The sequence below is a fragment of the Parabacteroides sp. 20_3 genome, assembly GCF_964238835.1.
Classification (GTDB): Bacteria; Bacteroidota; Bacteroidia; order Bacteroidales; family Tannerellaceae; genus Parabacteroides; species Parabacteroides distasonis.
Window position 1 is genome coordinate 550240 of record NZ_CAXSNO010000001.1, and the last position, 25370, is coordinate 575609.

General features: G+C 46.1%; 24 protein-coding genes, 1 tRNA gene and 2 pseudogenes. 17 read left to right on the forward strand and 10 right to left on the reverse strand.

Annotation, left to right across the window (positions count from 1 at the left end; genetic code table 11):
- Positions 1–10: 10 nt before the first annotated feature.
- A complete protein-coding gene (locus tag ACESPU_RS02350) occupies positions 11–346 on the forward strand; it encodes a DUF4133 domain-containing protein (RefSeq protein WP_007845738.1) in 336 nt (111 codons plus the stop codon).
- Positions 343–2427: pseudogene (locus tag ACESPU_RS02355) on the forward strand (TraG family conjugative transposon ATPase); the annotation flags it as partial. The gene ACESPU_RS02350 and the pseudogene ACESPU_RS02355, both read left to right, overlap by 4 nt.
- Positions 2428–2550: 123 nt before the next feature.
- On the opposite strand, the gene ACESPU_RS02360 reads toward ACESPU_RS02355, so the two are convergent.
- The gene (locus ACESPU_RS02360) at positions 2551–2745 is read right to left on the reverse strand and encodes a hypothetical protein (protein WP_147348194.1); all 195 of its coding nucleotides are present in this window, start codon (positions 2743–2745) and stop codon (positions 2551–2553) included.
- 237 nt (positions 2746–2982) lie between these two features.
- On the opposite strand from ACESPU_RS02360, the gene ACESPU_RS02365 reads away from it, so the two are divergent.
- The 13 genes and pseudogenes from ACESPU_RS02365 (at position 2983) to ACESPU_RS02425 (ending at position 15224) form a co-directional block, all read left to right on the forward strand.
- Positions 2983–4788 (forward strand): reverse transcriptase domain-containing protein, encoded by a 1806-nt coding sequence (locus ACESPU_RS02365; protein ID WP_055293671.1) that lies wholly within the window; start codon positions 2983–2985, stop codon positions 4786–4788.
- Between the two features lie 111 nt (positions 4789–4899).
- Positions 4900–5346 (forward strand): annotated as a pseudogene (locus ACESPU_RS02370) (conjugal transfer protein TraG); the annotation flags it as partial.
- Positions 5347–5357: 11 nt separating this feature from the next.
- Entirely contained in the window at positions 5358–5708 is a 351-nt protein-coding gene (locus tag ACESPU_RS02375) for a DUF3876 domain-containing protein (RefSeq protein WP_004326111.1), read from the forward strand.
- A complete protein-coding gene (locus tag ACESPU_RS02380) occupies positions 5708–6334 on the forward strand; it encodes a DUF4141 domain-containing protein (protein WP_008648479.1) in 627 nt (208 codons plus the stop codon). Before ACESPU_RS02375 ends, ACESPU_RS02380 begins: the two co-directional genes overlap by 1 nt.
- A gap of 19 nt (positions 6335–6353) precedes the next feature.
- On the forward strand, positions 6354–7349 hold the full coding sequence (gene traJ / locus ACESPU_RS02385; RefSeq protein ID WP_146376321.1) for a conjugative transposon protein TraJ: 996 nt from the start codon (positions 6354–6356) through the stop codon (positions 7347–7349).
- A gap of 20 nt (positions 7350–7369) precedes the next feature.
- Positions 7370–7993, forward strand: coding sequence for a conjugative transposon protein TraK (gene traK / locus ACESPU_RS02390; protein ID WP_004308760.1), 624 nt, complete (start codon positions 7370–7372; stop codon positions 7991–7993).
- Positions 7994–7997: 4 nt separating this feature from the next.
- Complete coding sequence (locus ACESPU_RS02395; protein ID WP_055295787.1) at positions 7998–8294, forward strand: TraL conjugative transposon family protein; 297 nt, start codon at positions 7998–8000, stop codon at positions 8292–8294.
- Positions 8272–9603: a conjugative transposon protein TraM gene (gene traM, locus ACESPU_RS02400; RefSeq protein ID WP_055295785.1), complete on the forward strand. Its 1332-nt coding sequence runs from the start codon at positions 8272–8274 to the stop codon at positions 9601–9603. Before ACESPU_RS02395 ends, traM begins: the two co-directional genes overlap by 23 nt.
- A 33-nt stretch (positions 9604–9636) precedes the next feature.
- A complete protein-coding gene (gene traN, locus ACESPU_RS02405; RefSeq protein WP_007845745.1) occupies positions 9637–10572 on the forward strand; it encodes a conjugative transposon protein TraN in 936 nt (311 codons plus the stop codon).
- Positions 10573–10575: 3 nt separating this feature from the next.
- On the forward strand, positions 10576–11157 hold the full coding sequence (locus ACESPU_RS02410) for a conjugal transfer protein TraO (protein ID WP_007845747.1): 582 nt from the start codon (positions 10576–10578) through the stop codon (positions 11155–11157).
- A 13-nt stretch (positions 11158–11170) separates the two neighbouring features.
- Entirely contained in the window at positions 11171–11611 is a 441-nt protein-coding gene (locus tag ACESPU_RS02415; RefSeq protein WP_055295781.1) for a DUF3872 domain-containing protein, read from the forward strand.
- A gap of 110 nt (positions 11612–11721) precedes the next feature.
- Positions 11722–13440, forward strand: a complete 1719-nt coding sequence (locus ACESPU_RS02420; protein ID WP_014298462.1) for an ATP-dependent endonuclease — start codon at positions 11722–11724, stop codon at positions 13438–13440.
- Positions 13440–15224, forward strand: coding sequence for a UvrD-helicase domain-containing protein (locus ACESPU_RS02425; protein ID WP_165859730.1), 1785 nt, complete (start codon positions 13440–13442; stop codon positions 15222–15224). The genes ACESPU_RS02420 and ACESPU_RS02425 overlap by 1 nt, the downstream gene beginning before the upstream one ends.
- A 150-nt stretch (positions 15225–15374) precedes the next feature.
- On the opposite strand, the gene ACESPU_RS02430 is transcribed toward ACESPU_RS02425, so the two are convergent.
- The 7 genes from ACESPU_RS02430 to ACESPU_RS02460 form a co-directional block, all read right to left on the reverse strand.
- Positions 15375–15857 (reverse strand): hypothetical protein, encoded by a 483-nt coding sequence (locus ACESPU_RS02430; protein WP_055295776.1) that lies wholly within the window; start codon positions 15855–15857, stop codon positions 15375–15377.
- An 11-nt stretch (positions 15858–15868) separates the two neighbouring features.
- Entirely contained in the window at positions 15869–16090 is a 222-nt protein-coding gene (locus tag ACESPU_RS02435; protein ID WP_014298459.1) for a DUF3873 domain-containing protein, read from the reverse strand.
- A 77-nt stretch (positions 16091–16167) separates the two neighbouring features.
- Positions 16168–16701, reverse strand: a complete 534-nt coding sequence (locus ACESPU_RS02440; protein WP_244051154.1) for an antirestriction protein ArdA — start codon at positions 16699–16701, stop codon at positions 16168–16170.
- A gap of 634 nt (positions 16702–17335) precedes the next feature.
- Positions 17336–17866, reverse strand: a complete 531-nt coding sequence (locus tag ACESPU_RS02445; RefSeq protein ID WP_005924231.1) for an ORF6N domain-containing protein — start codon at positions 17864–17866, stop codon at positions 17336–17338.
- Between the two features lie 84 nt (positions 17867–17950).
- A complete protein-coding gene (locus ACESPU_RS02450; RefSeq protein WP_373133112.1) occupies positions 17951–19180 on the reverse strand; it encodes a site-specific integrase in 1230 nt (409 codons plus the stop codon).
- 273 nt (positions 19181–19453) lie between these two features.
- Positions 19454–19540, reverse strand: a tRNA-Ser gene (locus ACESPU_RS02455).
- Positions 19541–19678: 138 nt separating this feature from the next.
- Positions 19679–20230, reverse strand: coding sequence for an NADH peroxidase (locus ACESPU_RS02460; RefSeq protein WP_005856013.1), 552 nt, complete (start codon positions 20228–20230; stop codon positions 19679–19681).
- A 155-nt stretch (positions 20231–20385) separates the two neighbouring features.
- Between ACESPU_RS02460 and ACESPU_RS02465 the strand changes: the two genes are divergently transcribed.
- Complete coding sequence (locus tag ACESPU_RS02465) at positions 20386–21444, forward strand: class I fructose-bisphosphate aldolase (RefSeq protein ID WP_057329319.1); 1059 nt, start codon at positions 20386–20388, stop codon at positions 21442–21444.
- A 68-nt stretch (positions 21445–21512) separates the two neighbouring features.
- On the opposite strand, the gene ACESPU_RS02470 is transcribed toward ACESPU_RS02465, so the two are convergent.
- Entirely contained in the window at positions 21513–23624 is a 2112-nt protein-coding gene (locus tag ACESPU_RS02470; protein WP_373133113.1) for a prolyl oligopeptidase family serine peptidase, read from the reverse strand.
- Between the two features lie 85 nt (positions 23625–23709).
- On the opposite strand from ACESPU_RS02470, the gene ACESPU_RS02475 reads away from it, so the two are divergent.
- Positions 23710–24198 carry an SPOR domain-containing protein gene (locus ACESPU_RS02475; RefSeq protein ID WP_005856008.1) on the forward strand — a complete coding sequence of 163 codons (489 nt, stop codon included), beginning with the start codon at positions 23710–23712 and terminating at the stop codon, positions 24196–24198.
- A 292-nt stretch (positions 24199–24490) separates the two neighbouring features.
- Here the strand turns inward: ACESPU_RS02475 and ACESPU_RS02480 are convergent, their stop codons facing one another.
- On the reverse strand, positions 24491–25369 hold the full coding sequence (locus ACESPU_RS02480) for a carbohydrate kinase (RefSeq protein ID WP_005856006.1): 879 nt from the start codon (positions 25367–25369) through the stop codon (positions 24491–24493).
- Position 25370: the final 1 nt, after the last annotated feature.

Below are 25370 nucleotides of genomic sequence, written 5' to 3' on the forward strand. Positions count from 1 at the left end.
AAAGGCGGCAATGTCTGAATATCCGGTAAACAGGGGTATCGGGAAGCCAGTGGAGTTCAAGGGGCTGAAAAGCCAGTACCTCTTTATCTTTTGCGGCGGCTTGCTCGCCGTCTTCGTGGTGTTCATCGTCCTGTTCATGGCAGGCGTGAACCAGTGGCTATGTATCGGTTTCATCGTGTCGGCTTCGCTGCTGCTCGTGTGGCAGACGTTCCGGCTCAATGCCAAGTACGGCACGCACGGGCTGATGAAAGCTGCCGCACGCAAAAGACACCCACGCTTCATTATTAGCCGAAAGGCGATACCCCGGCTGTTCAACTACAAAAGAAGAAAGGAAGAAAGAACATGAGGAATATGTTAAAGGCTACCACGCTGGAAAGGAAATTTCCACTTTTGGCGGTGGAGAACGGTTGCATCATTTCAAAGGATGCGGACATAACGGTGGCTTTCAGGGTGGAACTGCCCGAACTGTTCACCGTCACCAGTGCCGAGTACGAAGCCATACATTCGGCATGGTATAAGGCAATCAAGGTGCTGCCCGACTACTCCATAGTACACAAGCAGGACTTCTTCATCAAGGAGAACTACCAGCCCGACACGGAAAGGGACGAGCTTAGTTTTTTAAGCCGCTCCTTTGAACGGCACTTCAATGAACGCCCGTTCCTGAACCATTACTGCTACCTGTTCCTGACAAAGACGACAAGGGAGAGAAGCCGCCGACAGAGCGACTTCTCCACCCTCTGCCGGGGCAGGATTGTACCGCAGGAGATAGCCGACAAGGAAGCGGCGGCAAAGTTTATCGAAGCGGTCGGGCAGTTTGAAAGGATTATGAACGACAGCGGTTTTGTCACCCTTACCCGGCTGGCGGCATCGGAAATCACCGGGCAGGACGGAAAGGCGGGCATCATCGAGAAATACTTCTCGCTCTCGCAAACCGACACTACTTGCCTGAAAGACATCGGGCTGTACCCGGAAGAAATGCGGGTCGGGGACGATATACTGTGCCTGCACACGCTTTCGGACGTGGAAGATTTGCCCGGAAAGGTCGGGACGGACTGCCGATTTGAGAAGCTGTCCACAGACAGAAGCGATTGCAGGTTAAGTTTTGCCGCCCCGGTGGGCGTGCTGTTGTCGTGTAACCACGTCTATAACCAGTTCATCTTCATAGACGACCACGCCGAAAACCTGAAGAACTTCGAGCAGACCGCCCGGAACATGCAATCGCTCTCCCGTTACTCCCGTGCCAACCAAGTGAACAAGGAGTGGATAGACGAGTACCTGAACGAAGCGCACAGCAAGGGGCTTATCTCGGTACGCTGCCACTGTAACGTCATGGCATGGAGTGACGATAGGGACGAACTCAAACGCATACGCAACGATGTGGGAAGCCAACTTGCGCTAATGGAGTGCAAGCCACGCCACAACACGGTCGATACGCCCACGCTCTTTTGGGCGGGCATACCCGGCAACGAAGCCGACTTCCCCGCAGAGGAAAGTTTCTACACGTTCTTGGGGCAGGCTCTCTGCCTGTTCGTGGAAGAAACGAACTACAAGAGTTCGCTTTCGCCGTTCGGCATCAAAATGGTGGACAGGGTAAGCGGTCGCCCGCTGCACATCGACATATCGGATTTGCCCATGAAGAAAGGCATCACGACCAACAGAAACAAGTTCATACTTGGGCCGAGCGGGTCGGGTAAGTCCTTCTTCACCAACCACATGGTGCGCCAGTGTTACGAGCAGGGTGCGCACGTGCTGCTGGTCGATACGGGTAACAGTTACTTGGGGCTGTCCCAGCTTATCCACAACCGCACGCACGGCGAGGACGGGATTTATTTCACCTACACCAACGAGAACCCGATAGCGTTCAACCCGTTCTATGTCGAGGACGGGGTATTTGACATCGAGAAAAAAGAGAGCATCAAGACCCTGATACTCACCCTGTGGAAGCGGGATGATGAAGCCCCCAAACGGTCGGAAGAAGTGGCGTTGTCAAACGCCGTGAGTGCCTATATCGAACTGATAGGCAAAGACCGTTCGGTAACGCCCTGCTTCAACACGTTCTACGAGTTTGTCCGGGATGATTACCGCCGACAGCTTGAACAGAAGAACGTCAGGGAAAAGGATTTTGACATTGACAATTTCCTGAACGTGCTTGAACCGTACTATCGTGGCGGTGAGTACGACTACCTGCTGAACTCCGACAAGGAGCTGGATTTGCTGCATAAACGCTTCATTGTCTTTGAATTGGACAATATCAAAGACCACAAGATTTTATTCCCGGTAACGACTATCATCATCATGGAAGCCTTTATAAACAAAATGCGCAAGTTAAAGGGGATAAGGAAGTTAATACTAATTGAAGAAGCGTGGAAAGCGATTGCATCGGCGAACATGGCGGACTACATAAAATATTTGTGTGCGCCCGTACAAGCTGCTTAGTAAATATCCCACTGGCAAGGGATTAGGTAAGTGTTCTTTGAAAAACCTATCATCACCCGACTTATCCGAAAGGGAAACCGGACGGGGAGTGTAGCATGTCGGGAACGTCGTAAGTCAGTCAGTTACCAGACTGCCACTGAACGGCAAGGTGAAACGATGGATATGAGGATGAAAACCGAATTGTTTGAACGACAGTCCGAGCTGCTCTACTTGAAGGCTATGACGTAAGGTAACTGAAATCGTCATACTGCGGTACTGCTCCGGTGTATAGGTACGGACGCAAGCAAGAACTTGCCGCAGAGCAACCATGATAAATGGTAAAGGACGGAAATCGCATCCGACAATCCATCATGCCAACAGTTACTAAGTAAGTAAACGGGGATTACCTAAACCGGAACGCCGTAAGGCTATGAGGTGCAGACCTCTGAATATCCGGCACGGTAACGGAGCCTCCGTAGTAGTCCGGGCAGGGTAACGCCCTGCACATGGCGAAGGGAGGCAGCTAATTTTCTTTAATACAATTTAATGGATAATGTGAGAGACATTATGAGAAGTCCGGAAAGAGTATTAAACAGTCTGAACGAACACAGTAAGGATTCGAGCTACAAGTTCGAACGCCTTTACCGGATTCTGTTCAACGAAGAGTTGTTCTATGTTGCCTACCAAAAGATCGCATCGAACGGAGGCAGTACGACCAAAGGCTCCGACGGTCGCAGTATCGACGAGATGAGCCTTGCCCGGATCGAAACGCTGATAGCCTCGTTGAAAGACGAAAGTTATCAGCCTCACCCGTCGCGGAGGGTGCATATCCCGAAGAAAAACGGGAAAACGCGCCCTCTGGGAATACCGGCTTTTGAAGACAAGCTGGTGCAGGAGGTAGTCCGCATGATTCTGGAAGCCATTTACGAGGGACATTTTGAGACCACCTCGCACGGTTTCCGACCTAAACGGAGCTGTCACACAGCATTACTTCATATTCAAAAGACGTTCAGCGGGGCGAAATGGTTTATCGAGGGCGACATCAAAGGGTTCTTCGACAACATTGACCATGATGTACTTGTCGGAATCCTGCGGGAGCGCATTTCAGATGACCGTTTTATCCGTCTGATACGGAAATTCCTGAAAGCGGGATACGTCGAGGATTGGACGTTTCACAACACTTACAGCGGAATGCCGCAGGGAGGTATCGTCAGCCCGATTCTGGCGAATATATACCTCGATAAATTAGACAAGTACGTGAAAGAGTATATCCGACATTTCGACATGGGAACCAAACGCAGGCCGGGCAAAGAGAGCAACGATTTGGCCAATGAACGAAAACGGACTGTGCGGAAACTGAAAAAGGTAAAAGACGGGACTGAGAAGGCGGCTTTGGTCGCAAGACTCAAAGCCATCGAACAGGAACGTGCAGCATTTCCAAGCGGAGATGAAATGGACGGAAGTTACCGCAGGCTCAAATACATCCGTTACGCCGACGATTTTATTCTGGGTGTAATCGGCAGCAAAGAGGATGCACTGCGGATAAAGGAGGATATTAAATCATTCCTATCCGAAAGCCTCGCCCTCGAACTGTCCGAAGAAAAGACGCTGATAACCCATACGGGTAAATCGGCGAAATTTCTCGGATATGAGATTACGGTAACACGGAACAATCATCAACGACGGGATGTGCAAGGACGTCTGCGACGCACCTACGGCAAGCGTGTCCGGCTGAATGTCAGCATGGCAACGCTGCGGGACAAACTTCTGGAATACGGAGCTATGGAAATCAAGCTCCGCAACGGGAAAGAGATTTGGAAACCCAAATGCCGTTCAGGATTGATATTCAACGACGATCTTGAAATCCTCGACCGATACAATCGGGAAACAGTGGGATTTTGCAACTATTACCTGATCGCCAACAACTGCGTCGTACTGCACAACTTCAGATATATCATGGAGTACAGCATGTATAAAACATTTGCGGGCAAATATAGGAGCACGGTACGAAAAATCAACAAAAAGTACCGTCTCAACAAACTGTTCACCGTAAAGTACGAGCAGCAAGGGGTAATCAAGTCCCGAACCTTTTACAAGACAAGTTTCAAACGCCGGACAACGGCGTTCAACGGAAGCTGCGACATCGAACCGTACTCTATTGCAGACGTGAGCCGAACCAATTTGACGGACAGGCTCAAAGCGGAAAAATGCGAATTGTGTGGGGCAACGGGCAAGCTGATTATGCACCATGTCCGCAACCTCAAAGACCTGAAAGGGAAAGAGAGTTGGAAACGGCTCATGTCAGCCCGAAAACGCAAGACCATTGCGTTGTGTCCGAGTTGCCACAGGCTGCGGCATCTGGGAAAAGTTTAGACTGAAAAAAAATTAGTGGAGAGCCGGATACGCCGAGAGGTGTAAGTCCGGTTCGGGGGCGAGTTCTTGGAAACCTGCCGTAGAAATACGGTAAGGCGCCGGGTGCTTAGCCTACACAAGACTGTCCGAAAGTATTTCGGGGAAGCGATTGTAGTCACGCAAGAGGTAGAGGATATTATTTCTTCCCCTATCGTGAAAGAAAGTATCATCAATAACTCGGACTGCAAAATATTGTTAGACCAGCGAAAATACCTGAACAAGTTCGACAGCATACAGAACCTCTTGGGACTGACCGACAAGGAGCGTTCGCAGATATTGTCTATCAACATGGCGAACCACCCCGGACGGAAGTACAAGGAAGTTTTCTTCTCGCTGGGCGGCACACAATCGGCGGTGTACGCCACGGAAGTTTCATTGGAAGAATATTACACGTACACGACTGAGGAAAGCGAAAAAATGGAACTGTTCGCTCTTGCCGAGAAGCTGGACGGCAACCTTGAACTGGCTATCAAGCGGCTTGCAGAAAGCAAAAGAAATCCCCAATCATCAACAACTTAAAAATTAGGAACATGAAATGGATTGACAATCTGATATACACGCTATTGTCCGCCTGCCTGCTGGCGGGCTGCGAGGACAGCGGAAGCAAGGAGCTGGAAAGGATGCAGGGCTATTGGGTACACGTCAGGGGACACCCGGCTTTCACACTCTCGGAAACGGGCGGCAGATACACCGTCACCCGGAAAGCGAATGTCAGGGGCAGAATACTGGAAACGGCTTACCCGGTAACAGAACGGAACGGCTGCCTGTTCATCGAAACGGGCTTCCGCATACAGTTCACCTATGACAAAAAGACCGACCGGATAACGCTCATGCCCGGCGGCGAATACAAACGAGTTACAAACCCTGAAAACAAAAGATAATGAAAAGAACAATTCTCCTTATGGCGGTGTGCCTTTGCTTCATCGGCAAGGCATCCGCACAGTGGGTGGTGTCAGACCCCGGCAACTTGGCGCAGGGCATCATCAACACCACCAAGCAGATAGTGCAGACTTCCACCACTGCCAAGAACACGCTGGACGGCTTCATGGAAGCGCAGAAGATTTTCCAGCAGGGTAAAAAATATTACGATGCGCTCAAAGCGGTACACGATGTTGTCAAGGGCGGCATCAAGGTGAAGAAGTCCATTGAGTTGGTGGCGGAAATATCCGAAATCTACGTGCGAAACTATCAGAACATGCTGGCAGACCCGAACTACACGCCGGATGAACTCACCGCCATTTCAGCCGGGTACGCAAAGCTGCTCTCCGAAAGTGCGGACGTGTTGCAGGACTTGAAGAATGTAGTGAACGTGACGGGCATGTCGCTGACGGATGCCGAAAGACTGGCGGTAATCAACAACGCCTATAAAAGCCTGCTCAACTACCGCAACCTCGTGAACTACTACACCCGAAAGAACATATCCGTGTCCTACCTGCGGGCGAAGAAGAAGAACGACACCGACCGGGTGCTGGCTCTCTACGGCTCGGCGGATGAACGCTACTGGTAACATATAAATCGGTATGCCTATGTTATTAGCAGCGGTGGATTTTGACAACCTGCACCAAGTGTTGCGGGTGCTGTACGATGAAATGATGCCCTTGTGCAGCAACATGACGGGGGTAGCCAAAGGGATAGCCGGGCTGGGAGCTTTGTTCTATGTAGCCGCCAAAGTGTGGCAGTCGCTCGCACGTGCCGAACCCATAGACGTGTACCCGCTCCTGCGTCCCTTTGCGCTGGGGCTGTGCATCATGTTTTTTCCAACTTTCGTACTGGGGACTATCAACACGGTATTGTCGCCAGTGGTGAAAGGGTGCAACCAGCTTATGGAAACGCAGACTTTCGACATGAACGAGTACCGGGCGCAGAAAGACCGACTGGAATATGAAGCCCTGATGCGAAGCCCCGAAACGGCTTACCTCGCATCGGACGAGGAATTTGACCGACAACTGGAAGAACTGGGCTGGTCGCCCTCCGACATGGTGACCATGACGGGCATGTACATGGACAGGACGGCTTATAATATAAAGAAGTCCGTCCGGGACTGGTTCAGGGAGTTATTGGAAATGCTCTTTCAGGCGGCGGGGCTGATTATAGACACGCTGCGCACGTTCTTCCTAATCGTGTTAAGCATACTGGGTCCGCTGGCGTTTGCGATTTCCGTCTATGACGGTTTCCAAAGCACGCTGACCCGGTGGATTTCACGCTATATCTCCATTTACCTGTGGCTGCCCGTGTCGGACTTGTTCAGCAGCGTGCTGGCACGCATACAAACCCTGATGCTCCAAAAAGACATCGAGCAGCTTTCAGACCCGGATTTCATCCCGGACGGGAGCAGCACCTTGTATATAATCTTTATGATTATCGGCATCGTGGGCTACTTCACCATTCCAACGGTGGCAAGCTGGATAGTGTCGGCTGGCGGTACGTCTGCCTATAACCGCAACGTGGCACGAGCTGGGTCAATCGCCGGGGCTGCGGTCGGTGCGGCAAGCGGGAAAGTAACCGGGAAACTACTCAAATAACCAACATCAATATTTAGTATATGGAATTTAAGTCATTAACGAACATCGAAACGAGTTTCCGGCAAATCCGGCTCTTTGCGCTGGTATTCATCTGCCTGTGCGCACTGGTGACGGGCTTTGCCGTGTGGAACTCGTACAGCTTCGCCGAGAAGCAGCGGCAGAAGATATACGTCCTCGACAACGGCAAAAGCCTGATGCTGGCACTCTCGCAGGACATGGCACAGAACAGACCCGTGGAAGCGAAGTCGCACGTGCGGCGTTTCCACGAACTTTTCTTCACCTTATCACCCGAAAAGGGGGCTATCGAAAGCAACATCAAACGCTCGTTGTTTCTCGCCGACAAGACCGCTTTCAACTATTACAAGGACTTGGCGGAAAAGGGCTACTACAACCGGGTGATTTCCGGAAACGTCACGCAGACGGTGGAGATTGACAGCGTGAAGTGCGACTTCGACCAGTACCCCTACAAGGTGAACACGTATGCCCGCCAGTTGATTGTCCGGGAAAGCAGCCTGACGGTGCGAAGCCTTGTCACCTCGTGCCGGTTGCTTAACGCAACACGGAGCGACAACAACCCGCACGGCTTCATCATCGAAGCGTTCACCATTACCGAGAACAAGGATTTGCAGACCATTAAAAGATAGCCTTATGGAAAGAAAACGAAATTACATCGAAAAGGTGCAGGACTGGGCAGACGACCGCCTGCGCCGAATGTGCGGACGGATTACGCCGGGCAAAAGGCTGGCGGTTATCCTCCTGATGTTCTTCTTTTTCGGCGGCTTGTCTATCTACATCACCGTTTCATCAATCTACAATATCGGGAAACGGGACGGGCAAAGGCTGCAAATAGAACACATCAGACAACTGCCGTTGCACGGCAATGACACAACCAAAAGTATCAACCCGTTAAACAGACCGCAATATGGAAGACGTACAGAAGAATGAGAACGGCACGACCGCACAGCAGGCGGACGGGAAGCCGAAAAAGGAAAATAAGCCCAAACGGGAACTTACCCCGCAGCAGGTGCAGCAGCGCAGGAAAATGATAGTCTTCCCGCTGATGTTCCTTGCCTTTGCAGGGTGCATGTACCTGATATTCGCACCCTCCGGCAAAGAGGACGTGAATGTGGAAAGCGTGGGCGGCTTCAATGCCGACATACCCCTGCCCGCAGAGGACGGGATTATAGCCGACAAGCAAAAGGCTTACGAGCAGGCGGTGACAAGCCGCAAACAGCAGGACAAGATACAATCCTTGCAGGACTTCGGTTTCACGCTGGATGATGATACGGAAGAACCACAAGAGGAAATCAACCTGCTGCCGGAAGAAGATCCGAAGCCACAAAGGGGCGGCGGTGCTTCTTCAAGGGCGGCTTACCGGGACATCAACCGCCAGTTAAGCACGTTCTACGAAACGCCCCCTGTGGACGAGGAAAAAGAGGAATTGAAACGGCAGGTGGCGGAACTGACCGACCGACTGAAACAGCAGCAGAACGCCACGCCTACGGCTGACGACCAAATGGCACTCTTGGAAAAGTCCTACGAGCTGGCGGCAAAGTATATGAACGGGCAGGACGGACAAAGGGGACAGATTGCCCAAATACCGACAGCCGGGCAGAACGGCGGCGGTATCGGCACTCCGGCTATTCCGGTGCAGGCTATCCGGGAAACGACCGTTTCGGGATTGCAGCAGCCCATGAGCGATGCCGACTTCATCCGGGCTTACAGCCAGCCACGAAACTACGGCTTCAACACGGCGGTAGGCACGGGGTACGCTATGGGAAAGAACACGGTAGCCGCCTGCATACACCAAGACCAAACGCTGGTGGACGGGCAGGCGGTGAAACTCCGGTTGCTCGAACCCATGCAGGCGGGAAATATCGTTGTGCCGAAGAATACCCTTGTGGCGGGAACGGCAAAGGTGCAGGGCGAACGGCTCGACATACTGGTGTCCTCGATTGAGTACGCTGGCAACATCATCCCGGTGGAACTCGCCGTGTTCGACACGGACGGGCAAAAGGGGCTTTCCGTCCCGTCCTCTATGGAGCAGGAAGCGTTCAACGAAGCTATGGCGAATATCGGAAGCGGGCTGGGTACAAGCATTTCCTTTGCCCAAAGTGCCGGGCAGCAGGTGGCTATGGACGTGACAAGGGGATTGCTGCAAGGAACGTCCGGCTACCTCGCCAAGAAGTTCCGAACCGTGAAAGTGAAGCTGAAAGCAGGCTATAAAGTCATGCTGTATGCCAAACAACAATAACCATTTTATCAACCGTTAAAATTTCAATTAGCAATGAAACAGATTTTTGGATTGTTCGCCCTCTTGCTGGGCGTGTGTGCGGCAAACGCACAAACCGCTGACACCGTGAAGTATGCGGCTGGCAACGACTTGTACCGGGGGATTACCCGGAAACTCCCGTACCGCCAAATGGTTACGCCCTACGGCGTGGAAGTGACCTTTGCCAAGACGGTGCATATCATCTTCCCCGCCGCCGTCCGCTATGTCGATTTGGGAAGCAACCACATCATAGCGGGCAAGGCGGACGGTGCGGAGAACGTAATCAGGGTGAAAGCCACGACAGAGGGCTTTCCGGGAGAAACGAACTTCTCCGTTATCTGCGAGGACGGCAGTTTCTTTTCGTTCAACGCCAAGTACGCCCGTGAACCGGAAATGCTCAACATCGAGATGAAGGACTTCTTGGAGAATGAAGATACGTCCGACTTCTCACATACCCGGATGAACATCCATTTCCGGGAACTGGCGGGTGAAAGCCCGCTATTAGTGAAGCTGATAATGCAGAGCATCTACAAGAACAATGACCGGAAAGTGCGCCACTTGGGTAGCAAGCGTTTCGGCATACAGTTCTTAATCAAGGGGATTTACACCTATAACGGGATGCTCTACGTGCACACGCAGACAAAGAACAGTTCCAACGTGCCTTTCGACACGGACTTCATCAGGTTTAAGATAACCGATAAAAAAGTGCCCAAACGCACGGCTATTCAGGAAACGGTACTGGATGCGGTACGCAGCTACAACGAGGTGATAGAGATTGCCGGGAAATCGACCGTGCGCACGGTGTACGCCCTGCCGAAGTTTACCATTCCTGACGACAAGCTGCTGGTCGTGGAACTCTACGAGAAGAACGGCGGGCGGCATCAGACCATACGGGTGGAAAACGCCGACATCGTGAACGCAGAAGTGATTGACGAACTAAAAATCAAATAGGGAATGAAAAGACACATCTTTATAATGATGCTCTTTGCGCTGTGCCTGACCTCGTTTCAGGCACACGCACAAAGATACCTGCCGGGCATGAAAGGCTTGCAGGTCACGGCGGGCATGACGGACGGGGTGCATTGGAACGCTGGCAGTGATTTCGCCTACCATATCGGGGCGGCGTACAGCGTTTACACCAAGAACGCCAACCGCTGGGTGATTGGCGGCGAATACCTGCACAAGAAGTATGACTACAAGGATATGCAGATACCCGTAGAACAGTTCACCGCAGAGGGCGGCTATTACCTGAAATTCCTATCGGACAGACGAAAGACCTTTTTCCTTTCATTGGGCTTGTCGGCTCTCGCCGGGTACGAAACAAGCAACCGAAGCGAAAAGCTGCTGCCGGACGGCTCTACCTTGCTGGATAAGGACTGCTTCATTTACGGCGGTGCGCTGACGCTGGAACTGGAAACCTACCTGACCGACCGGGTGGCTCTGCTGTTGAACGCAAGGGAACGGGCGTTGTTCGGCTCGGACATAGGCAAGTTCCACACGCAGGTATCTTTGGGACTGAAATTCATTATCAACTGACCGCTATATAATAATGTATATGAAGAATGTAATGTATAAAATCATCATGGGCTGCTACATCGTGGCCGCCCTCGTGCTTGTCACCGCCTGTAATGACAACTTGGATATTCAGCAGGCGTACCCGTTCAGCATCGAAACACTGCCAGTACCCAAAAGGCTGAAAGTCGGGGAAACCGCCGAAATACGCTGCCGACTGGTGCGTGGCGGCTATTACCAGCCGACTGCCTATCAGATACGGTATTTCCAGCCGGACGGCAAAGGAAAGCTGGAAATGGATAACGGCACGGTGCTTTTGCTCAATGACCTTTACCCGTTGGAGAAAGAAACATTCAGGCTCTACTACACCTCGGCATCGACAGACCAGCAGACGATTGACATTTATATTATCGACAGCTTCGGGCAGATGCAACAACTTTCGTTCTCGTTTAACAATGACAGCAGCGAGGAAGAATAAATCTTTTGGAATTAGTATGTTGATAAACACCCAGTGTTTTATTGCTGGGTGTTTATTTTGTGATTACCTTTGTTCCTTGTAAATAACTTATAAAAAAATAACTGCACATTATGAGAATAAAGGATATTTCCGTTGAAAATTATCGAAACTTAAATTCTGCAACAATTACATTTGACGAATCGTGCAATTTTATTGTTGGAGAAAATAATTTAGGAAAATCAAATATATTAAACCTGTTAAATATCATTTTCACACGAAGAGGATTTGTTTATGATGATTTTAATGATGCAAATTTACCTATAACAGTTAATATACGAATAAAACTCACAAATGATGAAATAGGGCATTTTGAAGACTTGTTTGATATAGATGATTACACCTATATCAATATTATCTGTAAACAAGTATCACCTGATGATAATATGGAATTTTATCATTTAGAAACAGAAACATACATATCTCCAACCCTTATTAAATGCTTAAACTTTATATACTATGATTCCTTGAGAAATCCCATTTCTGAAATTAATTTTGACAGCAGTAAAGGCGTAGGGCGTTTTTTATCAAGAATGATTAAGGATTACGTATCGAATACAGATATAAATACTAATAATTTAGTTGATATTGAATTTACAAATGATTTATTAACTAATGTAAATACTAAATTAGAAAAAATAAAATCTTTTAAAGACCACGCAATTAAAGCTGTTTTGGAGGGGGATGTTTCATTGTTATTCCCAAAGTTAATCTCTTTACAAGATGCCAGAGGAGGGGCATTGTCAAAATGTGGATATGGAATTCAATTTTTATTACTAGTTACTTTATCTATTTTGAATAAACTTCAAACAATTTCCGACCAACGTGGAGAAACAGGGGTATTTGTTAATGAGGATACAGGAGAAAGGTCTATTTCTGTTGTATTAGGACTTGACGAGCCAGAGATACATTTACATCCTTATATGCAACGTTCTCTTATTAAATATCTCAATAAAGTTATCAATAATGAAGATTCTGACTTAAAGTTATTAATAAAAGAATTATTTGGAATTGATAAATTAGATGGTCAAATCATCATCGCAACACATTCACCAAGTATTATTCTTAATGATTTTAAGCAGATTATTCGACTTTATAAAGAAGGAACAAGCACTAAAATAGTTTCAGGAACAAATCTATCTCTCGGCGAACAACTTGAAAAACATCTTTTACTTCATTTTCCTTTTATCAAAGAAGCATTCTTTGCTCGCTGTGCTATTTTTGTCGAAGGGGATTCTGAATATGGAAGTTTTCCCTTGTTTGCAAAAAAATGTGATATAGATTTAGATGATTGCGGGATATGTGTTATTCAAGCAGGTGGAGATTCCGTTCTACAACTGATACAGTTAGCAGAAAAATTTGGTATACCTTGTATTGGGATTAGAGATAGTGATGGAGATAATACCCCAACAAGTATTCCTAATTTATGGAAAACAACAGAACGGGATTTTGAGGCTGAATTAATGAAATTGATTGATATAGGAAGAGAGGAAGTATTATGCGATATACTTTGTGAATATGATTCGGAAAAACAAGAACGAATTCTGAATGCACAAGCATTAAATAAACGAGCATATAAAAAATATGGCTATTTAACAGCACCTATCAGTACAGACCTCAAATTATCAGATATAGACAAAACAAATATCACAAACCTAAAAGCCTATTATTCTACATGGTTTGGAATCAATAAGTCTCAACCATTGGGACTTTTAATAGGAATGAAACTATCTAAAAGCGAAATCCCTCAAATATATGTCAATCTAATTGAACAAGCTAAAAGTTTATGCTGATGTATCAAAACGAAATAGAAATTATAAAATCTCGGATTGAGAACAAACACCAAGGGGATGAAAAACAATTAGAAATTATTTTTTCTCCTAACAAACGATTATTAGTTGAAGCACCTGCTGGCTATGGTAAAACACATACAATGGTAAGCCGGATAGCCTATTTAATATCTATCGGCAAGCTACCTGTTCCAAAAAAACTTTTAGCATTAACTTTTAGCGTAAATGCTGCATATAAAATTAAAAAAGATGTAAGTAAGAATATTCCAGAACTATTGCAGGATTTAGGCAAGCAAATTAATATTAAAGAAAAAATATATGTATCTAATTATCATGGTTTCTGTCGAAGCATTTTAAAAAAATACGGTCATAGACTACATCCTGCATTGTCGAATTTAGATACTCTACAATCCGTTGATGATAGTCGAAGTGATAGTATAATGCGAGTATTTAATAATATTTCAATAGATGAAGCGAATGTTTTGTCAGAATTCAACGCCGGAGTTAAAAACATAAAAGGAAAGTATTTAAAAGAAAATATTGATAAATATAATTCTATTGTCATCTCCAAACTATTAATAAAGAATGCCATTCCATATAATGCAATTATTACTTTAACAATTAAATTGTTTAAAGAACAAATTGGAATATTAGAATTTTACCGAAATTATTATACATCAATTCTCGTAGATGAATTTCAAGATACCAATCTACTAAGTTATTGGCTATTGAATTTCTTAATTACAGATAAAACAAATATATTGCTATTAGGAGATTCTTTACAGCGAATTTATGGATTTATAGGAGCCGTACCCAATTTACTTTCACATGCACAAAATACATTCAATTTACAACTTATTTCATTGGAGAAGAATTATCGTTTTGCATCCAATGAGAATATGCTTCAATTGGATAAAATAATACGGCAAAATGCTATTACTCCTTTTGATAACCCTAATAGCTTAAAATCCAAGGTGGAATTTAATATCTATGATAACCAAGAAGAAGAAGCTTTACAAGTTGTAATTAAGTCACAAAAAATATTACAAAACGATTCCTTTGCTAAAGTTGCCATACTTGCAAAGCAAAGAGGACCTAATATTGAGCATATTATAAAAACTTTCAATCACAATAAGATACCATTCTTTTATGGATTATTTACAGATGAAGACTCTGAATATATAACATTCAACAGAAAATGTCTGTATGAATTTATTGAATTACTAAAATCAAATTCAAAGATTACTAAAAAGATAGGGAAAAAACATATTGATAAAATACGAGAAATATATATTAACAATGATTCCGTACTTGTTAAAGCTCTTTTAGAATTACTCGAAATTTTTTGGGTTCAGCTTTTTGTCGATTATTCGTTTTTATCTAATGAAGATAAAATTAATCTGATTAAAGATACCTTTGAACATAATGGTATAAAACAATATATGGAATTCTTAAATACGTCTATAATAATCTCTACGGTACATGCAGCAAAAGGTTTAGAATGGGATTATGTAATACTTCCTGATATGGAAAAAGATTCATTTCCTAACTGGTATGGATTATGCGGTAGATGTAAAAATGGAAATGACTGTAATTTTGTGATGACTAAAGATATAGAAAAATCATTCTTTGAGGAATTAAGTGTATTTTATGTAGCAGTTACTCGGGCTAAAAAGCAAGTTTTTTTTACGGCAAGTCATAAACAACTCACAAATAGGGGCATTTTTGAAAAAAATTATAGTTGTTTTATGAAATTGCCAGGTATTGAATATATACAAACAGTATAGAGAGACAGAAAGTATTATTGGCTAACCAACAGCTAGTCAGAAGGCATTGGTTGCTAATAATTTTTGGGGAATATAGGCGGGTTTCTTTGCTACTTTATTTCCCGGCACTCACGAAAGAAAGTAGCGGCGGCAAACAGCCGCCGTTCTCTATCAACTGGTTTTAAGGCTCCTTATGGACGTGTATTTCTCTAACCACACCTTTACCTGTTCCATGTTGTATTCGCCCGTGATAATTGCCGTATGGTCGTTTATGGCTACAAACCGGACACTCTCGTGGCTGTTTACCCAGCCTTGCAGGGAACAGACGCCCCACGTGTCCACATCTTCAAAAACACTGCGGTCTATCCGGCTGATTGGCTCGCCGAAAACTACCGTCATTATCTGAAAGTCCGGCTTATCTGCCAGCAGTTGCAAATGGTGCAGCGTGCCGAAATCGTCAATTTTGCGCCCCCACGCCCACACATCATTATACAAATCATCGCCCCATTGGTGCGGGTGGTCGAAACGGACTTTTACCTCTATGGTGTGTTCGTTTTCTTCTGTGTCCTCGATAACGCCCGTTACCATTAAGCCCGTAAAAATGCACTCGCAACGCCTGCCGATAAGCTCCTTGTTTACTTCTGTCGTTTTCATGCCCCCAAAATTTACTTGTTTATTACTCCGTTCTTCTTTGCTATCCACCCGTCACGCCTGCGGCGGCACTCGTCCAGCGTTTTGGCTACCGTGCTGAAAAGTTCGCCGTCCGTGTGGCGGTAGTCATATTGAAAATAAATCTGTCCCCTGAAAGCCCCTAAATGGCATTTCACGAACTTTTCTTCTCCCGGTGTCTGGGTGATGCTTACCCCGTTTTTGTTAAGTGACTGCATGATGTCTTATTTTTTTATGGTTATAAACTTGGTTGTTTTTAGCGGGCAGGGCTTTGACACCCCGCCCGGATTGGTTGTTATGCCGCCCGGAACACAAAGCCGTCATCAAACCAGTAATCGCACATGAACAGGTCACGGGCGAACTGTTTGTAATCGAAATAGGTCTTTGCGAACTCCGGCAGGTCGTAACATTCTTCTATAATTTCATAGGCGAAATCTTCTTCATCGTCATATTCCCCTTGATATTCATCCCGGAAATCCCGTACAAGGTCGTCCGCATCTTCCTCGCCCAAATCATGGCTTTTATAGTTGCACCACACGAAAAAGGCTTCCTGCTCGGTGTCGCTCAAATCCTCCACCGCATCACGCAGGGCAAAGAAGTTTTCAGAAATCCAGCTTTCGTCGATTAAGCCCTCCGGCACGTTCTCCCAGTCCTGAAACATGTATTCCGCATCTTCCTCGTCCTTGTGAAGTTCCCGGCAGGCTTCATAAAATTCTTCCTTGTCCGAATAGTCCGAAAGGTCGAGCCATGCGCCGGACAATGAACCGTTGTTGTACTTGGCATAAGTGCCTACATAAACTTTTGCTTCCGATAATACCTTTGCTTCCATATTGCTGTAATTTTTTAAGTTTTTAATTTTATGCGGATTTGAGAAGTGAGGGAGTTGAAGTTTCACTGAACTTTTTTCCTGTTTCCCGTAAATCCGACTTTTTTTTTATGCGTCTTCCGGTCGGGTCGGTCGTTTTCGTTTCACATAGGCGTAAAAGGGTAGTGTTTAGAGTTTGCAAGGTTTTGGGCAAAAAATACCTCGCAAGGCAGGGAAGATTTTTTCGCCAAACCGGAACGGCTCGACCTTGCAAAATCGTGAAGAACACGTAACTACCTTTGCCTATTGAAATGATTAAAACGACTGTCCCGGCTGGGGGACTGCGTAAGAGGAAGATTTACAGATAGGGAAACCGGGAAAAGTGCCTGTTCTCTTTCATCTTTTAGGGAACACTCCATGCGGGCGGGAAAGGCAAGGGTATGGCAAGTTTACCTTGCGGTACGCTTGTGCGGGTTTCCAACGGCTCTTTTCACGAAATACAGTCAGCCATGCCACGCACGGCTGGCGTTTCGGGGAATGTGCCAGTTGGAAAAGGATATAAAAAATGCGGGTAGTCGGTGGACTGCCCGCAAGGTGGAAGAATGTACTTCATTGGGATATAGTTTGTTAGGCGGAATTTCGTTACCGAAATCGTTACCTATTCGTTTTTGTCACGGTTATAGGTAACGAAACCTACCGGACGGCGTTCTTTCTGTTGTTTCGACTGGCTTAGAAGCTGGGTAAGGGCTTGGTACAGTTCGTTGAACTGCGCATCGGTGCTTACCTCCAGTTCCTCGATGCGCCTTGACAGTTCCTCGTAACCGATTGCCATTTGGCGCATGAGGACAAAAGCCCGCATGATTGAAATGTTTACTTCTATGGCTACTTTGGAGCGGAGAACCGAAGAAAGCATGGCTACGCCCTGCTCGGTGAAAGCCATAGGCATAGCAACGCCGAAGTTGTAATCAGGGGGTATCACATTTTGTGATACCCCTATGGATAACAGCAAGTTAGCTTCCTCTTGGGTGAGTACAAACATAAAATCACCCGGAAAACGCTCGATATTGCGCTTGACCGCCTGCTTCAAGGCTCGTGTTTCCACTTGGTAGAGTTCTGCCAAATGATAATCGAGCATCACCCGGCAACCTCTGACCTCAAAAATCTTGTTTTGGATAATCTGCAAATCCATAATCGTATATTTTAGGAAATTTAGCAATGTTGGAATAATAGTAAGGACTGGTCACAAATTGTGACCAGTTCCCAACAATCAAGATTACATAGCGACTTCCTTGTAAATCTTCTCGATGCCGACAAACTTCTTGTCAAGCCCCTGCATATCACTACCTATCTTGCTGTTAGTGATGCGGGCGTAAATTTGGGTCGTTTCGATGTTGGTGTGTCCTAACATCTTTGACACCGTTTCAATAGGTACGCCCTTTGACAGCGTGGTAGTCGTGGCGAACGTGTGCCGGGCAAGGTGAAATGTCAAGTTCTTTTTAATACCGCATACATCGGCAATCTCTTTCAAGTAGGCGTTTAGCTTCTGATTGCTGATTACGGGAAGTATCTTGCCATTCGGTAACTTGCCCTTGTACTTCTTCAAAATCATCTTGGGAATATCCAGCAGGGGAACATTCACGTCCGTATTCGTCTTTTGCCGCTTGGTGATTATCCAAAGGTTACCGTCAAAGGACTTTTGAATATTCTCCTGCCGCAAGTTGGCGACATCGCTGTAAGCCAAACCGCAGAAACAGGAAAAGACGAACAAGTCCCTGACGTGTTCCAGCCGTTCGGAAACCATTTTCTTTTTAAGGATGATTTTTATCTCGTCCTCCGTCAAGTAGCCCCTATCCACTTTTTCCAGCCTGATTTTGTAGCTGGCGAACGGGTCACCCACCAGTATGCCGTTGTTGCGGGCAATGATGATGATGCGCTTGAAGAACTGCATGAACTTGGCGGTGGTGTTGTAACCGCACTTGCAGGCGGTACGCAAATACAACTCAAAATCGGTAATGAACATCGGGCTTATCTCCTTTATGGATATGTCCGATACGTTGTACTTGCTTTGGATAAATTCAGCGAGGTGGCGGCGGGTCACTTCATACTTGCGGTAGGTCGCTATCGTCTTGGATATGCCCACAAGCTGCTTCACATCGTCATTGTGCTTTTGGAACAATGAAAGGATTGTTTCGTGGCTCTCGCTATGACCTAAAAACTCGTTTTTCACTTTCTCGGCGGTCACGTAGTTGTCACGCCGCTGCATTTCGTGGTAAATGGTATTCAGGGAAGAACGTATGTCGTCCAAAAGGGCGTTTATCCTCCCGGCATCCCTACCTTTGGCTTTGCCCGCAGCAATGCTCCAGTTGTCGGGCTGGATGCTCTGTTTCGTACTGAACTGGCAAAGTTTGCCGTCTATGGTGATGCGTGCCATAATCATAACCTCGCCGTTTTTCTTTTCAGAACCTTTCTTCAAATAAAAAAGAACCTTGAATGTCGATTTCATAACTCAAAATTTTTAGTTGCAAAATTAGTTTTTACCTCTCGTTTTCGAGTTATGCAGACTATGGACTAATATAGTCATTATCAGGTCATTTATGGACAATTCGTTACCGTTTTTGTCCGGCGGGGAATAGGTAACGATTTAGTAACGAAACTTTGTCTTTTACCGTACTTTTGAAGTCTTGGAAGCAGGACTTTCGGGCAATAAAAAAAGCCACAAATCATTGATTTGTAGCTTTTTGTCCGTTTGCTGACCATTTCTGTCCAGCACGTTCAGCGGAGAGACTGGGATTCGAACCCAGGGAGCGGTTACCCGCTCACCGCATTTCGAGTGCGGCCCGTTCGACCACTCCGGCATCTTTCCTTGTGGTTGACGTGTACAAAAGTACATAAAATATAGTATCGTTATTCTCTTGAAAGGCTAAAATTACTTTATCAAATACAAAAAAGGGCATTCTTCACAGAACGCCCCTCTTTAAAACATATAACTAATACCTCTAAATTACTTGAAATAACGATTATATAAACCTTCAAATCCTTTGCCATGACGTGCCTCGTCTTTGCACATCTCATGTACGGTATCATGGATCGCGTCCAAATTCTGTTGTTTAGCCAATGTAGCGATACGTTTCTTGTCCTCGCATGCGCCAGCCTCAGCTTCCATACGCTTTTTCAAGTTAGTCTTCGTATCCCAAACAACGTCACCAAGAAGCTCCGCAAACTTAGCAGCGTGCTCAGCCTCTTCCCAAGCGTAACGCTTGAATGCCTCAGCTACCTCAGGATAACCCTCACGGTCTGCTTGACGGCTCATGGCCAAATACATACCAACTTCGGTACATTCTCCCATAAAGTGAGCGTTCAGACCTTCCAAAATCACTGGGTCTACACCTTTAGCAACACCTAGTACATGTTCGTCAACGAACTGCAACGCACCTTCTGTCTCTACTAATTCCTTAAATTTGCTTTTCGGTTGTTTACATTGAGGGCAGAACTCAGGAGCCTCATCACCTTCGTGTACATAACCACATACTGTGCAAATCCATTTCTTTTTCATATATCGCAAAATTTTTATTGGTTGTATGGCACAAAATTAACTAAACTATCCGATACTACCATAATTCATCGATAGATTAATTCTATGTGTTAATCGATAAAAACTATGGAACTTATTTTTGACAGCGATTGTTTACTAAGTAAATATTTATTTATATGGATACATCAAAGATTATTAGTTTATTAGGAGACAAAAGTGATTATTATTTAAATCACGTATGTAAGACTATTGATAAATCGCAGCTTCATCTTCCATCACCCACTTGCGTGGACGATGTGTGGGTCAATTCAGATAGAAACATACAGACTCTTAATAGTCTGCAAACCTTGTTGGGGCACGGAAGATTAGCAAACACCGGATATGTTTCTATCCTCCCGGTAGATCAAGATATCGAGCATACCGCAGGGTCTTCCTTCGCTCCAAACCCCATTTATTTCGATCCGGAGAATATCGTAAAATTAGCGATCGAGGGTGGTTGCAACGCAGTCGCTTCTACGTTCGGCATACTAGGGTCAGTCGCACGAAAATATGCCCATAAGATTCCATTCTTGGTAAAACTAAATCATAATGAGCTTCTTACTTATCCGAATTCTTACAATCAAATCGTATTCGGTACGGTGAAGGAAGCATGGAATATGGGCGCCGTAGCTGTAGGGGCCACGATCTATTTCGGATCAGAGCAAAGCCGACGTCAGCTAGTCGAGATTGCCGACGCATTCGAGTATGCCCATGAACTAGGTATGGCGACCGTATTATGGTGCTATTTACGAAACAGCTCTTTTAAAAAGGATGGCATCGACTATTCCGCGGCAGCCGATTTGACCGGACAGGCTAATCACCTTGGCGTCACGATCAAGGCCGATATCATCAAGCAGAAGCTACCGGAGAACAACGGAGGTTTCACCGCTATCAATTTCGGGAAGATCGATCAAAAGATGTACACAGAGTTAACGACAGAACATCCGATCGACCTCTGCCGTTACCAAGTAGCCAATAATTATATGGGACGTGTCGGGCTTATCAACTCCGGCGGAGAATCTCATGGCGCCTCAGATCTTAAAGACGCTGTCGTCACCGCTGTCATAAACAAACGTGCGGGTGGCATGGGGCTGATTAGCGGAAGAAAGGCGTTCCAACGTCCGATGAAAGACGGCGTGGAGTTACTTCATTCAATTCAAGATATTTATTTGGATAAGGATATTACTATCGCTTAGTTTGTTATTGCGTTGAGAAAAGAAGGCCGTCCATCAAAGCTATATACTTTGGGGACGGCCTTCAAATTTTATTTCTTCAACCACATATCCAACCACTCAAAGAATGTACGTTGCCATAGAACGCCATTCTGGGGTTTCAATACCCAATGGTTCTCATCCGGATAAATCAGCAACTCGGCCGGTACCCCCCGAAGAACCGCGGCGTTAAACGCTGCCATTCCTTGATTAGCCAAGATCCGGTAATCCTTCTCTCCATGGATACAAAGGATAGGCGTATCCCATTTGTCCACGAACTTATGCGGGGAGTTCGCGAAAGTACGTTGAGCCGTAGCGTTCTGCTTTTCCCAGTACGCTCCACCCATATCCCAATTGGCGAACCACATCTCTTCCGTTTCCAAATACTGCATTTCCATATTAAAGATACCATCGTGGGCGATAAACGCCTTGAAACGTTTATCATGATGACCAGCCAACCAATATACGGAGAATCCACCGAAGCTGGCGCCTACACAACCCAAGCGATCCTTATTTACATACGGTTCCTTGGCTACCTCGTCAATAGCGGTGAAATAGTCTTTCATGCATTGTCCGCCATAATCGCCGCTGACAGCCTCATTCCATTCCAAGCCAAATCCGGAAAGACCCCGACGGTTCGGTGCCACGATAATATAGTCATTAGCCGCCATGATCTGGAAATTCCAACGGTAAGACCAGAACTGGCTCACAGGGCTTTGCGGGCCACCCTCACAGAACAACAAGGTAGGATACTTCTTATTCGGATCGAACTGAGGCGGATAGATAACCCACGTTAGCATCTGCTTGCCATCCGTCGTCTTCATCCAACGTTCCTCTACCTTACCCATCGTAAGCTGGTCGTAAATATGTTTGTTTTCAAACGTAAGTTGAGTTACCGTATGATCCCCTGTCAAATCGATCGAATAGATCTCGTCTCCCATGCTCATGGAATGACGTTGAGCGATCAGCTTATCGCCCAGAAGAGCGACAGAGGCGTAATCGTACATACCTTCGGTCAGCAGGGTAATCTTATTGCCATTCGCCAAGTCTATCTGATAAACCTGCGACTCGCCATGCCAAACGCCCGTGAAATAGATACGCTTGCAATCAGCGCTCCAGCAATAAGAATCCACGTTGGAGTCAAAATCCTTGCTTACGAATGTTTTCTCACCCGTCTCCAGATTCATTACCATCAAGCGATTTTGATCCGCCTCGTAACCATCACGTTCCATACTTAGCCAAGCGATACTCTTTCCGTCCGGAGAATAGGTGGGATTCGTATCATATCCCTTGTTCTCTTCCGTTATATTGGTCGTTTGCTTCGTATTCAGATCATATACATAAATATCCGAATTCGTAGAGATCGCATATTCTTTACCCGTCTTTTTGCGGCTGGTATAGGCAATCTTGTCCGAGGTAGTGTTCCAAGCCAATTGCTCGATACCGCCAAACGGCTTCATCGGGCTCTCAAACAACTCGCCCTCCATTACATCCACAGGATTGCTGATCGATTTGCCATCGAAATCGGCGACAAAAGGATGCGGAGCGGTAGTCACCCACTCATCCCAATGCTTGTACATTAAATCCGTAATGATAACACCTGTCGCCTTATCCAAATCCGGATATTTATCAGCGGTACTATTCACGGTTTTCACTTGCGAGATAAACAAGACCTTTTTCTCATCGGGAGAGAAAGCGAAACCCTCGATATCCTTATCATAATCGGAAAGTCGCTTACGGTCCGTCCCATCCGGATTCATTTCCCAAAGCTGGCTGCTACCACTCTCGTTACATAAGAAAGCGATCTTGGTTCCTCCTTTGATCCATACGGCCTCGTTCTCAGCGAATCCGGTTTTCGTGATTTGCTTATTATCCGATCCGTCAGCGTTCATCACGAAGACCTCACGGTTGCTCTTGTTTTCCGGTACGCTATAATACGCCACCGTATACACCACTTTTTTCCCGTCCGGAGATACGTTCATACCGCCGATACGTCCCATGGCCCACAAAGCTTCCGGGGTCATGCGACCGTCTTTGATCCGGATGTCCGACTTCCCGATAAGGTTCTTATCACCGGTCTCCTTCACGTTCACATCCGTAGCCGGATTGCAAGCACCTAACAGTAGAGATGTTGCCATAATCATTGTTCCGATAGATTTATTCATGCCGTTATAATATATTACAATTTGAGTGCGAAAGTACTAAATATAATTTATATCTTCGCGTTACTAATTATAAGAACTGAACAGTATGAATAAGATTTGGTTATTTGGAGCCGCTGTATGTATGGTATTAGCACTCGGCTCATGTAAACCTAAACAGAGCGCGTACAAGGCTGCTTACGAACAGGCCAAAGAAAAAGAGTCGACGGCTCCTGTTGAGGTTGTAGAACAAGAGGAAGAAGTTGTTGAGGTCGCTCCTGTCTCAAAACCCAGAACCTCTACGGCTACCACTCGTACGGAAAAAATCAACGCCGCTCAAGGCGAGGACGCTAGCCGTCTGAAACGTTATAGCGTTGTTGTCGGTAGTTTCAAGAATAAGACAAACGCTTACGCATTAAAAGAACGTATGCAGAATGATGGCTATAACGCAGTGTTGGGCGAGAACGAGCAAGGTATGTTGCGTGTGATCGTCGCTAGTTTCGACAATAAAGCGGACGCCGCCGATAGCCGTGATGCCATCAAGGCGAAATACGCTCCTAACTTCCAAGACGCTTGGTTATTGGAGAGAGCTTATTAATTGTAAGCTATCAGAAAAGATAAAAGCGGAAGGTCTCGTTAGCCTGTAAGAAGAATCTTGCAGGTTATCGAGACCATTCTATTTGAAGGAAACATAAGGACATAAAAATAGCCCGACTTCAACAGCCGAGCCACTTTTCACCAATCTAATCTAACTTAACCTAAAACAAAAACCATCTTTTTCTTTTTGCCTTTCTCTTCTTATATCCTAACAACCTTTTTACCTTAAAAACGTAATACCTATTCGAAATTGTATAAACTCAAAACATCTAAACACATATGATATAAACGAATTACTCTTCATAAACAGGCCACGCACCTTCTTTCGTACAAACGAAAGCCGCTGTCTTTACAGCGAAATGATGGGCCTCGCTTAAGGACTTCCCCTTTAAGAGCGAGATGATTAGAGCCCCCGAAAAAGCATCCCCCGCCCCGACCGTATCCGCCACCGTGACCTCCGGCGTGGGCAACGTAGAGATCTCCTCTCTCGTATAAATCGTACTATGGGAGCTCCCCGCAGTCAAGACAAACATCCGAAGGCCGTATTTCTCAATAAACCATAAAGCCACTTCCCTCTCAGTTCCATTCAAGCCGAATAAGTCCCGAAGAACGTTAAACTCCTCATCATTCACCTTCAACACATTCGCTAAGTACAAAGACTCCTCGATCAACTCCTTATCATAGTATCGCTGGCGAAGATTGATATCCAGCAAACGATAAGCGTCTTTCGGCGCAAACGACGAGATCGCTTGTATCGTCTCCCGGGACTGACGGGAACGCTGGGCTAATGTACCGAAACAAATAGCGTCCGCTTTCTCCGCCAAATCAATCGCATCGGATGTAGGCGATATATGATCCCAAGCCACTCGCTCATGAATCGTATAAGTAGGGATACCTTCTCGTAACTCTACCTGAACGGTTCCCGTCGGGTAAGGCACTTTCTCGATCAAATGCTGAATATGATTCTTATCCAACTCATCAACGATCTCTTTACCCAACTCATCATCTCCGACAGCGCTGATAGCATATCCCTCAGCACCTAGGCAAGACGCATGATAGACAAAATTAATCGGGGCACCCCCAGCCTTTTTCCCGGAAGGAAGCATATCCCATAATAATTCTCCAATCCCAACGACAATTGGTTTACGTCTTGATTCAGTCACCTGTTCCATG